At 52.1% G+C, this 14,644-nt stretch carries 8 protein-coding genes and 1 riboswitch; of the genes, 6 read left to right on the forward strand and 2 right to left on the reverse strand.

Annotated features, from left to right (window positions below; genetic code table 11):
- Positions 1–89 precede the first annotated feature (89 nt).
- A riboswitch (TPP riboswitch) is annotated at positions 90–189 on the forward strand.
- An 83-nt stretch (positions 190–272) separates the two neighbouring features.
- Positions 273–2,147 (forward strand): phosphomethylpyrimidine synthase ThiC, encoded by a 1,875-nt coding sequence (gene thiC / locus Q4C79_RS01485; protein ID WP_303089267.1) that lies wholly within the window; start codon positions 273–275, stop codon positions 2,145–2,147.
- Positions 2,148–2,615: 468 nt separating this feature from the next.
- Here the strand turns inward: thiC and Q4C79_RS01490 are convergent, their stop codons facing one another.
- Both Q4C79_RS01490 and Q4C79_RS01495 read right to left on the reverse strand, forming a co-directional pair.
- Positions 2,616–6,113 carry a right-handed parallel beta-helix repeat-containing protein gene (locus Q4C79_RS01490; protein WP_303089268.1) on the reverse strand — a complete coding sequence of 1,166 codons (3,498 nt, stop codon included), beginning with the start codon at positions 6,111–6,113 and terminating at the stop codon, positions 2,616–2,618.
- A gap of 482 nt (positions 6,114–6,595) precedes the next feature.
- On the reverse strand, positions 6,596–9,457 hold the full coding sequence (locus tag Q4C79_RS01495) for an Rne/Rng family ribonuclease (protein WP_303089269.1): 2,862 nt from the start codon (positions 9,455–9,457) through the stop codon (positions 6,596–6,598).
- Between the two features lie 555 nt (positions 9,458–10,012).
- On the opposite strand from Q4C79_RS01495, the gene Q4C79_RS01500 reads away from it, so the two are divergent.
- The 5 genes from Q4C79_RS01500 (at position 10,013) to Q4C79_RS01520 (ending at position 14,540) form a co-directional block, all read left to right on the forward strand.
- Entirely contained in the window at positions 10,013–10,999 is a 987-nt protein-coding gene (locus Q4C79_RS01500) for an RluA family pseudouridine synthase (RefSeq protein ID WP_303089270.1), read from the forward strand.
- A 109-nt stretch (positions 11,000–11,108) separates the two neighbouring features.
- On the forward strand, positions 11,109–11,951 hold the full coding sequence (locus Q4C79_RS01505) for an SDR family NAD(P)-dependent oxidoreductase (RefSeq protein ID WP_303089271.1): 843 nt from the start codon (positions 11,109–11,111) through the stop codon (positions 11,949–11,951).
- Complete coding sequence (locus Q4C79_RS01510; protein WP_303089272.1) at positions 11,951–12,556, forward strand: nucleoside triphosphate pyrophosphatase; 606 nt, start codon at positions 11,951–11,953, stop codon at positions 12,554–12,556. The genes Q4C79_RS01505 and Q4C79_RS01510 overlap by 1 nt, the downstream gene beginning before the upstream one ends.
- A gap of 196 nt (positions 12,557–12,752) precedes the next feature.
- Positions 12,753–13,403: an HAD-IA family hydrolase gene (locus Q4C79_RS01515; RefSeq protein ID WP_303089273.1), complete on the forward strand. Its 651-nt coding sequence runs from the start codon at positions 12,753–12,755 to the stop codon at positions 13,401–13,403.
- A gap of 120 nt (positions 13,404–13,523) precedes the next feature.
- Positions 13,524–14,540 carry a S49 family peptidase gene (locus Q4C79_RS01520; RefSeq protein ID WP_303089274.1) on the forward strand — a complete coding sequence of 339 codons (1,017 nt, stop codon included), beginning with the start codon at positions 13,524–13,526 and terminating at the stop codon, positions 14,538–14,540.
- The last annotated feature ends 104 nt before the right edge of the window (positions 14,541–14,644 follow it).

Consider the following 14,644-nt stretch of genomic DNA (forward strand, 5'->3'; position numbering starts at 1 on the left):
CTGCTGGTAAGGGGGGAGTAAAGTTTGGAATTCTTATTTTAATTCACTATAAAAATTGCCCACACACTTTTAATTATGTTCTAATACCATCAGAGAAACAGGGGTGCTGCCCACTCAAAAGGCAGCTGAGAGAGTCCCTTTGCACCCGATGCGGTTAGCACCGCCGTGGGAAGTTTCGAGAACCGGCAGGTTTTCCCTTTATTGAGCCTACACACAAATCTGCCAATGACTCCTGTTTCCATCCATAACAAACGAGAAACAGGAGCATTTTTATGTCTGTCAAAACCACCGGTCGCGAAGCCGCGCAATTAGCGCAACTTTCACAAGATCTGGGCATCCGCTTTGCCTATCCCAATTCACAAAGAATTTATCTGCAAGGCAGCAGAGCCGATATGCGCATCCCTCTGCGCGAAATTGCTCAGGATGACACCCTTACCGAACACGGCCGCGAGGCCAACCCGCCGATTCCCGTTTATGACACCAGCGGTGCCTACGGCGATCTGAATGCCGAAATCGATTTGAAGCAAGGCCTGCCGCATATCCGCAGCACATGGATAGACGAACGCGGCGACAGCGAAATGTTAAGCGGCTTATCCAGCGAATACGGCAAGGAGCGTGCGCACGATCCGAAAACCGCCCATTTGCGTTTCAACCAAATCACCCGTCCGCGCCGCGCCAAAGCCGGCCGCAACGTGACCCAGATGCACTATGCCCGTCAAGGCATCATCACGCCGGAAATGGAGTTTGTAGCGATACGCGAACGCCTGAAACTAGACGAACTCTGCCGCGACGAGCGTTACGAAAAATTGCTCAAACAACACGCCGGCGAAGCGTTCGGTGCCAATATCCCCACCCATCCCGACCAAATCACCCCCGAATTCGTGCGCCGCGAAGTGGCCGCCGGCCGTGCCATTATACCCGCCAACATCAACCACCCCGAGCTGGAACCGATGATTATCGGCCGCAATTTCCGCGTGAAAATCAACGGCAATCTGGGCAATTCGGCGGTGACTTCCAGCCTCACCGAAGAGGTGGAAAAAATGGTGTGGACGCTGCGTTGGGGCGCCGACACCATTATGGATTTGTCCACCGGCGCGCACATTCACGAAACGCGCGAATGGATTATCCGCAACGCGCCCGTGCCCATCGGCACCGTGCCGATTTATCAGGCCTTGGAAAAAACCGGCGGCATTGCCGAAGATTTGACTTGGGATTTGTTCCGCGACACCTTGATCGAACAGGCCGAACAGGGTGTGGATTATTTCACCATCCATGCTGGCGTGCTGCTGCGTTATGTACCGCTCACCGCCGAGAGGATCACCGGCATCGTCTCGCGCGGCGGCTCAATTATGGCCAAATGGTGTTTGGCGCACCATCGGGAAAACTTCCTCTACACCCATTTCGACGAAATCTGCGAAATCATGAAGGCTTATGATGTGTCGTTCAGCTTGGGCGACGGCTTGCGCCCCGGCTGCGTGGCCGATGCCAACGATGCGGCGCAGTTTAGCGAATTGCACACCTTGGGCGAACTCACCGCCAAAGCCTGGCAACACGACGTGCAGGTGATGATCGAAGGCCCCGGTCATGTGCCGCTGCAACGCGTGCGCGCCAATATGGAAGAGGAGCTGAAACACTGTTTCGAAGCGCCGTTCTACACGCTCGGCCCTTTGGTTACCGACATCGCACCGGGCTATGACCACATTACGTCCGGCATCGGTGCGGCCAACATCGGCTGGTACGGCACCGCCATGCTCTGCTACGTTACCCCCAAAGAACATTTGGGCCTGCCCGATAAGGAAGACGTGCGCACCGGCATCATCACCTACAAACTCGCCGCCCATGCCGCCGACTTGGCCAAAGGCTGGCCGGGGGCACAACTGAGGGACAACGCCTTATCGAAGGCGCGCTTCGAATTCCGCTGGCGCGACCAATTCCGCCTAAGCCTCGATCCCGAACGCGCCGAAAGTTTCCACGATGCCACCCTGCCAGCCGAAGGCGCCAAAACCGCGCATTTCTGCTCGATGTGCGGACCCAAATTCTGTTCGATGAAAATCACCCAAGAAGTGCGCGACTATGCCGCCGCGCAACAGGGTATGCAGGAAAAGGCAGTGGAATTCTTGCAGCAGGGCGCGAAGATTTACAGCTGACGGGGCTATAACGGATTAACTTAACTTTCGCTACGGCGTTGCCGCGTCTTAGCTCAAAGAGAACGATTTTGCAAGCTGCTAAAGCGGCAACAGAATCCGTTCCGTACGCGTGTACTGTCTGCGGCTTGCTGCCTTGTATCGAAGTAATTTAATTCACTATATTTTACCTTAACTAAAAACAGTGCCTGTCTGAAACCTTTTCAGACAGGCACTTATGATAAAGTACACCGTTAATGCTCAAAAATCCGTACCATCCCTTAAACTCCCCAAAGGTCTGTAGTCAAAAAGCGTTACTGCACCTTAGCTCAAAGAGAACGATTTTGTAAGACGCTAAAGCGGCAACAGAATCCGTTCCGCACGCGTGTACTGTCTGCGGCTTGCTGCCTTGTATCGAGTTAATTGAATCCGCCATACAAAACGGCCGGAACATTTCTGCTCCGGCCGTTTAATTTCAAAATCATCTGCTGATTACAAAATTTCGAATGACGTGATCGACAGCTTATCGGAAGTGTTCAGTTTGGCAAATTCTACCGCGCTGAAGTAAGCGCCCGAACCGTCGGCATCGTAATACAGACTGGCACCGCTTTGGTATACCTTGGTGTCTTTATTAACAGTCGTAGAAGACGAAGCAAACCAGTTATTACCTTCCAAATCACCGAAAATTACGGATGATAAGCCAATTTTGTCTGTACCGATGCTAAAGTCTGTAATGGTGTCGACGCTGTCGCTGCGCAATACGCTATTGAACAGGAAAACATCTTTACCGGCACCGCCTGTCAGCGTGTCATGCCCCAATGCACCAATCAAAGTATCGTCTCCAGCACCACCTTTTAGCACATTAGCATACCCATTGCCGGTTATCACGTTGTTGCCGCTATTACCGGTACCATTAAGCGCATTCGGGCCAATCAACGTCAGGTTTTCAACACGTTCGGGCAACGTATAAGAAACAGAGCTGTAAACCATATCGTTATCTGTGCTTGAAGCGTCAGTCAACTTATCATTTACCGAATCGACATAGAACGTTGTTTTAGCTGCCGTGCCTGAGAAATTATCGGCATTCGATCCGTTTAACACACTGTTGTTTTTATTGGTGACACCGGTAATGTTGGCACCGTTTTCATGTAGCCGCAGTACGTCTTTGAAGTCGCTGCCATTGGTACCGAACACCACGTTATTGGCCACATTCAAACCATTCACGTTACCGACGATTTTCTGATTACCGTCATAGCCGGTCGATACATCAGCACCGGCATAGATGACGGACGCCAATTTAAAGTTGGGATCAACAATATTACCGGTAACGGAGATATTATCGATACTGCCCATACCGCCATTGTAGGTAATCACGCCGCTTTTGCCGGCCGAGCTGCCCGGAACAGCCGTACTCATCAGGGCAGCCTCCTGCAAACCATTCGCGTTTACAGAAGTATTGTCCCAAATGGCTTCCGCACCGATAACCGTTTTACGGTAAGTACCACTGGCGATGTTATTGGCAATTTTGGTACCGCTGGAATCCGTACCCGAATAAAGCGCCCAACCGGGCTTCACTGAGCCTAACACCTCCAAATTGTTGCCGATAAATGCGTTGTTATCACTGTCCTGATAAGCCTGAATCAAAGCCTGCATATTCGAGGTATACGTCGCAACCGTATTATTCTTAATGGTATTACTATTTGAATTATATGCAATATGCACTGCTGATGAGGTCTGATCAGTCAGATAATTGCCGGAAACGGTATTGCCGTTCGAGTTATTTTGCAAAGCGATATTTCGCACATTATTGGTTAACAGGTTATCGGAAATTTCGCTATTGGATACACCTGAGAAATAGATGCCGTAATAACCACCGTTAATCTGGTTGCCGCTAATTTTAATACCGGAAATATCATAGAGGCTTTTGGGAACGGTACCGGTTTCCAGATACTGTTGCCACAATGCATATTGCCCGGTATAACTGCTTGATTCCATGGGATTAGTAATCCCGATACCATAATAATGGCTGCCTGAAGTGGAGCTCCAGTTCAAATCAATGATACTGTCGGCAATGGTAATATTTTTCAATCCTACTGCGGTAGGCTTCAAGGAAATTGCGGTATAAGAAGCATCAATAATATTCAGATGATGCAGATTGGCGCCTGAAACATCTTTGCCCCAAATGGCAAATTTGTTGCTCAAACCATTCATATCGATGTTCAAATCGCTGAATTCCAGTTTATAAGTATCAACCATACCACCCAAACGGAATGCATAAGGCAATGAACCGGTTGAGTTTACTGAAACAGTCGAGCCGTTACCATGCAGGAAGGGTACTTCTCCGTGAATCTTAATACTGCCGGCCAAAGTATACTGGCCGTCATTCGGCATTTCCACGCCCAATCCGAGCTTAGCAGCTACGTCCAAAGCTTTTTGCAGCGATGTGGTGATGTCTTTGCTTGAAGTACCCATAAACGCAGACAAGGGTACATAGTCTTTAAACGTGGCACCCCAAGTCGATCCGCCCCAAGTTGTCGTAACATGGCCACTGCTGTTTCCTTTTTGGAACAACGCAAAATGATCGCCGTCGGAAATCACAACATATTTCAAAGCACTATTGGATGAAACTGCGGATGCCGCCTCAGTCATAGAAGAAACCACAACATAGCTGCTGCCGCTCGGGATATTGCTGGCAATAAACTGTGCTTGGGTATTCAAAGAAGTTGTGGTACCGGTATTGGTTAATGCGGAAACATCCGCGTTAGATTCAGTAACGGTTGCAGGGGTATCGCTAACTGTAGCTGCACTCGTATCCGTAGGATCCGACACAGATTCTTCAACTGCATTATCGGCAGCAACGGTATCTGTAGCAGATGAATTTAAATTATCGGCTTGCTTTACTGTCGTCTGCCCGTCAGCATTACTACTGCTTGCAGCAGCTTGATCAGCAGTGGCTCCATCATCGGTTTCCGTAGCAGCAGTTACAGGCTCAGAAGCCGTATCCGTGCTGACATCGTCAAGGCTACTGTCAGTTGCAGGAGTTGCCTGCTCAGTTGCGGCGGCCGCTTCATTAGCGACAACAGAATCGTTATCCGCTACAGTAGTTGCCGTATCCGAATTGGTCGCTGCCGTTGCGAGAGCGCCTGCCGTATTGGTTTCATTTTGAGTAGCCGTAGCGGCTTGCGCCTGCTCTACAGCATCGTCAGCAGATACTGCAGCAGCTTCAGTACCATTGTTTTCTACTGTTTTCGGAGCCTCTTCTGTAACTACGTGCACCTTTTCAACCGGTTCAACCTCCGCAAGATCAGACTTCTCTGCGGCTGCTACCGCCTGCAAAGCAACTTCTTCCGTTTTCAGGTTTTGCACATTCTCTGCAACTTGCACAGCCTCTTCTGCAGCGTCGGTATTACTGGCGCTTGTCGTTTGCTGTTCGGCGTTATCAGCTACCGTAGTCGTCGTGGCGGTTTCCGTTGCCGTTTGCGCTTGTAAAGAAGCGGCTGCGCTATCGTCTGTCGCAGCCTCCGAAATTGCATCCGAAGACGAATCAGAACCGCCCCCGCCGCCTGCTGCGGCAGCTCCGACAACACCGGTACCGGCTAAAGCTGCGCCAATGGCTTTCCATGGTGTCGAATCCGCAGCATCAATGCTCTGAACCGCAACCTCGTCCGCCAATAGCGCCTGTTCTGCAGCATCAGTTGCAAGCATTGCATCCGCATTCAAAGCATAGGTATTAACTTGATCATAACCCTCCACTACATCACTATCAGGCATAGACAAGAATTGGTCTTGAAATTCACCGCCAAGCAAATCCAGCGGGGCTTCATCAATAGCCATCCACAGCTCTGCCGATGGGTCATCGACAAGACCTGTATCGGCAATATACTGTTCTTCGTAGAATCCTGTTGGCAGATTTTCTGCAACTTCGGATAAATCATTATGTTTATTATGTTGAGTAAGACGTTCTTGTTGATTATGTTTTAAGGTTTTCATGTAATTACTTCCATCATAATAATATCGATAAAAAATATCGATTATTCATATCGACTCATGCTAACAAGAGACATCTCAAGATGCTTCTAAACCAATAAGCCAGATATTCCCCTTTTTATGAAATTAAGATAATCGGCCTTAATTTCAGACAAACGGATTATACCTGTCTTATTGCCTTACAGACTTCTGTCTGACCCTATTTAATGGAATTTAGTTTCATATTTACAATTATTCCTATTTAAATGTTGCATGAAATGATACACCTTGCATTTAGCTATCTTTCACAAACCATATAAAATCTTCTATATTTTTTATATTTTACTTAAAAAACATATATTTATAAATATATTTATATTTCATATTCAATTTTTATATTTGCCCTATTGTTTCCATAGTTAGAAAAAATGCCTGTCTGAAACTTTTCAGACAGGCATTTTAAACAACATATCATTCAAATGACATACATATCACCAAATAATTATTTATTTAGCATGTAAATTTCTGGTTTCCACCTGTTCCAGCGGCCCCGTTGGCAAAGTCTCTTCTTGAACCACTTTCACATCGGAACGACGCGGACCTTTAGCGATTTCAGGCTGTTCGTAAGCCATAACAGCTTGCAACGCGCTCTGGCTGGTTTGCACCATCACCAAACCGCCCAAATCCGGCAAACCTTCACTCTCTGCAACTGCCTGAGCCGCATCAGCCTCAGCATCGGCTGTTTCCACACCAACCGGTGCAGCCTCATCCGGCGCAGTTTCTTCTACTACCGTATTTTCACGCTCATCATCTTCCAGCGCAAACAACACCGGTTGGTTCTGAACTTCAACCGCTGGTACCGCCGGCTCGATGATTTGCACCGCCACCGGCTCCGGCAAAGCCTCACCCATCACATGAGCCACTGCCAAACGTACCCGGTCACCGATTTCATCAATCATCAGATAGTGTTCGATTTTCTCGGCCGATGGGATATTACGCTTTTTATCATTACGGTTATTACGGCGGTCGCGTTGGCTTCGATTGCCTTTTTCATTACGCTGATTGCGGCGGCCACGCGCTTCAGCACCGGCTGCCGACACTTCCTCTTCAACTGCAGGCATATCGGCAGATACCGCTTCAACCGGAACATCCGGCTCCTGTACTTTGGCTTTCTGTTTTTTTCCGTTATCACTGCCTTCAAGTGCTATGGGAGCCACTGGTGCCATTGCCGCAGCCGCTAAAGCAACTTCTTCGCTTACCGCCGTACCACCGTCTGCCTGAACCGCAATATTCTGACGGCGATCTGACTCCTGTTGGCGGCGACGCTGCTTACTTTGGCGCTTTCCACTCTCTTGCTGCTGATCCGCCATGTCTTCGCGCACATCGTTTTGTTGCTTGCTTTGCACTTCCAGACGCTCTTCACTGCCCGGCTGGTTCTGCTGACGATTATTCTGGCGGCGGCCATTATTGCGTTTATTCCGGTTTTCAACCGCTTCCTCAACCACCGGAGCATCATTCTCTTCGTTCACATTGTCTTCATTATTATGGTTATTAGTGCGACGGGATGGATTGCGACGACTACCGGACCGGCGGTTTTGCGACTGGCGGCGGCCGGCATGGCCGGCTTTATTTTTACTCGGTGCGGTTTCTTTTTCGGTTTCCGCCACCTGCTGCGTGCCAGAACCAAAAATACCTTTAAACCAAGCCTTGAATTTGTCCCACCAAGTCAATTCGGCCGGCTTGGCTTCTTCATACACCGGCGCCGGCTGGGTGTGTTTCACACCTTTGACCGCAGGTTCTTGGCGTGCGGCCTTCGTGGCTTTGCTACCGGAAAACGGCACACTGTCTTCTTTTTCCGGCTCGGCTACCTGTTTGTAGCTCGGCTCGGCGTTATCATCCACATCATCGGTACGCACGCGGGTGATTTCGTAATGCGGATTTTCCAGATGGATGTTCGGAATCAACACCACCGACACGTCCAAACGCTCTTCCATGCCGAACAATTCGGCGCGCTTTTCATTCAACAGGAAAGTAGCCACATCCACCGGCACCTGTGCGTGCACTTCGCCGGTGTTGTCTTTCATCGCCTCTTCCTGAATGATGCGCAACACGTGCAAGGCGGTCGATTCGATGCCGCGGATCACGCCGGTACCGGCACAGCGCGGGCAGGCAACATGGCTGCTTTCGCCTAACGCCGGCTTCAAGCGCTGACGGCTCAACTCCAGCAGACCGAAACGCGAGAGTTTGCCCATTTGCACACGGGCACGGTCTTTTTTCAGCGCATCACGCAAGGTGTTTTCGACATCGCGCTGGTGCTTGCTATTTTCCATATCGATGAAATCGATAACCACCAAACCGCCCAAATCACGCAAACGCATCTGGCGTGCCACTTCTTCCGCCGCTTCCAAATTGGTTTTGAAAGCAGTGTCTTCAATATCGGCACCACGGGTGGCACGTGCTGAGTTCACGTCCACCGACACCAAGGCCTCGGTATGGTCGATGACAATCGCGCCGCCGGAAGGCAGGCTCACGCTGCGCGAAAACGCACTTTCAATCTGGTGCTCGATTTGGAAACGCGAAAACAGCGGCGTGTGGTCGTTGTAGAGCTTCAAGCGGCCGACATTATTCGGCATCACGTAGCTCATGAACTCCGAAACCTGCTCGTATACATCAGCGTTATCAATCAGGATTTCACCGATATCGGGGCGGAAATAATCGCGGATGGCGCGGATAATCAGCGAGCTTTCCATAAACAAAAGATAAGGCTCGTTGTGCGCACGCGCCGCCTCTTCAATCGCCTGCCACAATTGTTGCAGATAATCGAAGTCCCACTGCAATTCTTCGACGCTGCGGCCGATACCGGCGGTACGGGCAATCAGGCTCATCCCACGCGGTACTTCCAATTCCGACATCACCGCCTTGAGTTCTTGGCGCTCTTCGCCTTCGATTCGGCGAGAAACGCCGCCGCCGCGCGGATTATTGGGCATCAATACCAAATAACGACCGGCCAGGCTGATGAAGGTGGTCAGCGCCGCGCCTTTATTGCCGCGCTCGTCTTTTTCCACCTGCACGATAACCTGCATGCCCTCTTTGAGAACATCTTGGATGCGCGCGCGGCCGCCTTCGTAATCTTGGAAATAGGAACGGGAAACTTCTTTGAACGGAAGAAAGCCGTGGCGGTCGGTGCCGTAATCAACAAAGCAGGCCTCCAACGACGGTTCGATGCGGGTAATCACACCCTTATAGATATTGCCTTTACGCTGTTCTTTACCCAGCGTTTCGATGTCCAGATCCAAAAGGGTTTGGCCATCAACAATCGCCACGCGCAGCTCTTCGGCTTGCGTAGCATTGAATAACATACGTTTCATGATAAATCACCTTAATTGGGCTTCGCCGGCCTGCACGCAATCGTTGCGGCGGCAGCCAAGCCGGAAAAGGCACTCTACCCAGCGACGTAATCAGTTTTTGAAGTCTCTCCCTGCCATTTTTGGAGATATGCCTGTCTGAAAACAGGCAATGCCGTATCACTCAACGGCAAACGGGAGGATAATAATGAGGAAGGAAATATAAAGAACAATTCGCCGCTTGCCTTACGCCGGCGATACCTGCGCGCTTTTTCATTCAAAAAAGCGGCAACAGGTTTAGAATCTGAGCCGTCATCTTCTCATTGTTTGCCGCGCTAATCGCACCCTGAGCTGCGCTTGATTCAGCGTCTTACTGCGCTGGCGGGCTGCTATCTCGGCGGCATACGTTCAAACTTAATTACTGCTCCGGCAACGCTGGCTTTTCGCGTGTTCCGAAGAAATTGCTTTGTAGCGTGCTTTTTTAATTATAAAATCTGCTATTTACAACCTGCCTGCTTCTGTTGCGCCTTTGCGCATCATGTTCATATTAAAGAAACAGGTCACGGGATTATAGAGAAAATGTTGGCAATTAGCAAAGACTTAGTCAATCATTTGGCCGTCGGCGAGGAAGACGGCGGCCAGCGCTTGGATAATTATTTATTCAAAATACTCAAAGGTGTGCCCAAAAGCCATGTACTGCGGATTATCCGTTCGGGCGAGGTGCGGCTGAACAAAAAGCGCTGCAAACCTTCCGACCGCATTGCGGCGGGCGATGTGTTGCGGATTCCGCCGGTGCGCACCGCTGAAAAAACGCCGGCTTCTGCCGCTTCGCCGGTACCCGCGCGCGAATTTGAAGTGGTGTATGAAGACGACGCAATGCTGGTCATCAATAAGCCGGCAGGGGTGGCGGTACACGGCGGCAGCGGCGTGAGCTTCGGCGTAATCGAGCAAATCCGCCGTGCGCGGCCCCAAGCGCGTTATCTGGAACTGGTACACCGTCTCGACAAAGACACCAGCGGTCTGCTGATGATTGCCAAAAAACGCAGCGCGCTGGTCAAACTGCACGAGGCCATCCGCAACGACCACCCGAAAAAAATCTATCTGGCATTAGGCGTCGGCAAGCTGGCGCAGGATACGCTGCACGTCAAACTGCCGTTATTCAAATACACCGGTGCCCAAGGCGAGAAGATGGTACGGGTGAGCGAAGAAGGCCAGTCGGCGCACACTATTTTCCGCGTACGTTCCCGTTTTAACAACGAAGTATTGCATCGTGCAGGCCTGTCTGAACTGACATTTATCGAAGCTACTTTAAAAACCGGCCGTACCCACCAAATCCGTGTACATCTGCAATCGCAAAACTGCCCGATTGCCGGCGACGAGCGCTACGGCGATTATCAGGCCAACAAACGCTTGCAGAAACTGGGGCTAAAAAGGATGTTTCTGCATGCCGCCGAGTTGCAACTGGCGCACCCGCTAACCGGCGAGCCGCTGAAACTGCATGCGGAATTACCGGATGAATTGCAGCACCTGCTTGCCCGTTTATCCGAAACGCCAACAGGCAGTTAAGCTTTTGTTTTTTAAAATCGTTTTTTTCAGACAGGCCTGTCTGAAAAAAACCGACCCATCCGACTCATTCCATTTAACCCAACATTAACCCATTATTCAGGAAAGCATTATGCCCAGTATTTTGATTACCGGCTGCTCCAGCGGCATCGGCTACGACACGGCCAAATTTCTCCACCAAATGGGCTGGCGTGTGTTTGCCGGCTGCCGCAAAGCAGAAGACGTCGCCCGCTTGCAGGCCGAAGGATTGAACGATGCGCTTGAGCTTAACGTAGCCGACAGCGACAGCGTCAACGCCGCTTTTGAAACCGTATTGGCCGCAACCGGCGGCACGCTCGATGCGCTGTTTTCCAACGCCGGTTACGGCCAGGTCGGCACGGTGGAAGACATTTCGCGCACCGCTTTGCGCGAACAGTTTGAAACCAACGTCTTCGGCGGCTGGCAATGCATCACGCTGGCGATGAAGGTGTTCCGCCGCCAAGGCCACGGCCGCATTCTGGTGAACAGCAGTATTTTGGGCTTTGCCGCCATGCCTTGGCGCGGTGCCTACAACAGCTCAAAATACGCGTTGGAAGGCATGTGCGACACCTTGCGCCAGGAACTGCACGGCAGCAATATTTACGTCAGTCTGGTCGAACCCGGCCCGGTGGCCACCCGCTTCCGCGAAAATGCCCTGATAAAATTCGAAGAACATATCGATATCGACGGCAGCTTCCACGCCGAAGCCTACCGCCGCCAGCTTAAGCGCTTAAAAGCCGTCGGCGCGGTCGCTCCGTTTACCGTAAGCTCGCAAGGCTGCGCGGCAGTCTGCATACGCGCACTCACTGCCAAACGGCCAAAAGCACGCTACCGGGTAACTTTCCCCACCGTATTGTTCTGGTATCTGAAACGCATGTTGCCGACGGCCGGGCTGGATTATTTCTCGCGCAAAGCGGTTGAAGATCAGGGGAAATAATGCACCAACCGCTGCTCTATCTGGCTTCCGGCAGCCCGCGCCGCCGTGAAATACTGGAAAGTCTAGGCTACCGCGTGGCGCGTTTGCCGGCCGATATCGACGAGACGCCGCAGGAAAACGAAGCCGCCACCGATTATGTATTGCGGATGGCCTGCGAAAAAAACGCCGCCGCACTGGCTTTGTGGCATCAACGGCAACACGCCGCACCCGATGCTCCGGTGCTTACCGCCGACACCACCGTAGCGCTCGACAACCATATTCTGGGGAAACCGGCAAACACCGCCGAAGCCCGCCAGATGCTGCAAGCCTTATCCGGCCGCCGCCATCAGGTGCTCACCGCCGTCTGCCTTTGCCACAACGGTGCATCACACAGCTTCATACAAACCAGCGACGTGCGTTTCAAAGCCTTAAGCGATGCCGAAATCGACGCCTATATTGCCAGCGGCGAACCGCTCGACAAAGCCGGTGCTTACGGTATTCAAGGGGTGGGCGGCATATTTGTCGAACACCTGCAGGGCAGTTTCACCGGCGTGATGGGCTTACCGGTATTCGAAACCCGCCAGCTGCTGCTCGACAGCGGCTGGCCGGTACCGCCGTTTGCCTAAAACAGACCCTAGGGTCTGTCGACAATTAACGCAACGGCGGTGTTTTTGGTCAAAAATCCCCGTCTGCGGCGTTAAAAATGCTCGCAAGGTGTTCAACCTTGCTGTGCTTTTTGCCTTGCATACGCGGTTTTTGCCTCAAAAAACCGCTTCGCCGGTTAATTGTCGACAGACCCTAGATTTTGCGAAAGAACAAACCATGTCACCCAAACTGATTATTTTCGATTGGGACGGCACGCTGGCCGACACCACCGCGCCGATTATCCGTACCATGCAAGCCGTGTTCCGCGAATGCGGCTGGCCGGCTCCTGCCGATGAAGCGGTACGCCCCTTAATCGGCAACAGCCTCTCCGGCATTATCGCCCGCCTGCTGCCGCAAGCCGATGCCGCGCAACAAGCGGCGGTGGCACAAGCCTATGCCTTGAGTACGCTGAACCCAAACAATCAAAACATGATGCTGTTCGCCGAGGCACTTCCCTGTTTGGATACTTTAAAACAACGCGGCTATTGGCTGGCCGTAGCCACCGGCAAAGGCCGCAGCGGCCTTGACGGCGCCATCGCGCAAACCGGCACCGCCGGCTACTGGCTCGCCACCCGCTGCGCCAGCGAGTGTCCGCCCAAGCCCGCGCCCGATATGGTGCTGGAACTGTGCGACGAGTTGGGTGTTGCACCTGCCGACGCGCTGGTGGTCGGCGACACCACTTACGACTTGGACATGGCCGCCCATGCAGGCTGCCGCGCGGTAGCCGTTTCCACCGGTGCGCACACCCCCGACATGCTGGCTGCCTCGCCGCATCTGGCCCTGCTTGGCTCCTTAGCCGAGTTGCCCGCATTACTGGACCGCGTGTAAATGCCTGTCTGAACAATGCCTGTCTGAAAACAAATAATCATGAATCCGTCAGCCAAAACGGTTTTCAGACAGGCATCCATCACCTACAATACCGCCATTCTTACTTAAAGCCTTGTCATCATGAATTATCATATCCGCCGCGATAACGACTCCGCCCCTTCCGATCCGCAACACATCCCTTCCGCAAGCTCTGCGGAAAACAGCTGGGAGCGCCAAACCCTGCGCGAGCTTTTGTTTGCCTCGCAGCAAGAGCAGCGGCGCGCCCGCTTGTGGCGCAACGTTTGGCGCGGCGTGTCGGTGTTGATGGTGTTATCGGTATTGGTCAGCCTGCGCAGTTGCGGCAGCAGCGGTAGCGACGGCAAATCCGTATCCGCCGATCACACCGCCATGATCGAATTGAACGGCGAAATCGGCGGCGGCTACCAAGATCAAGTCGCCATGTTACGCAAAGGCATGGAAGATGCTTACGACAACAAACGAGTAAAAGGCATCATCATCCGCGCCAACAGCCCCGGCGGTTCGCCGGTAACTGCCAACACCGCCTTTGCCGAAATCCGCCGCCTGAAAGCCCAGCATCCGAAAATACCGGTGTACGTCGTTACTGAAGACATGTGCGCCTCCGGCTGTTATTACATCGCTGCGGCCGCCGATAAAATCTACGCCGACCCCTCCAGCTTGGTCGGCAGTATCGGCGTCATCGGCGGCGGCTTCGACTTTACCGGTCTGATGGACAAACTCGGCATCAAACGCCGCCTGCGCACCGCCGGCGACAACAAAGGCATGGGCGACCCCTTCAGCCCGGAAACACCCGAACAACAAGCCATGTGGCAGGCCATGCTCAAAGACATCCACAACGAATTCATCCGCGCGGTGAAAACCGGCCGCGGCAACCGATTGCTCGACAAACAATATCCCGACGTGTTCAGCGGCCGTATCTATACCGGCCTCGAAGCCCAAAAAGTCGGCTTGGTCGACGACTTCGGCAATATCTACAGCGTCGCCCGCGAGGTGATCCAAGCCCCCGAAATTGTGGATTACACTCCGCAAGACGATAACTTCTCCAGATTACTCAGCCGCCGCCTCAGCAGCCAAGTCGAAGAAAGCGTGCGCCAAATCATTGAAGAAAAAGGCTGGTAAACCGTTTTCAGACAGGCATATCGTGAACTTAATGACTTCGACACAAGACAGCAACACCGCAGCACAGTAAATTCACAATAGCCATTCCCATCCGTATTTTCAGA

The organism is Neisseria sp., assembly GCF_030523955.1.
In the GTDB taxonomy this organism is placed as follows: Bacteria; Pseudomonadota; Gammaproteobacteria; order Burkholderiales; family Neisseriaceae; genus Neisseria.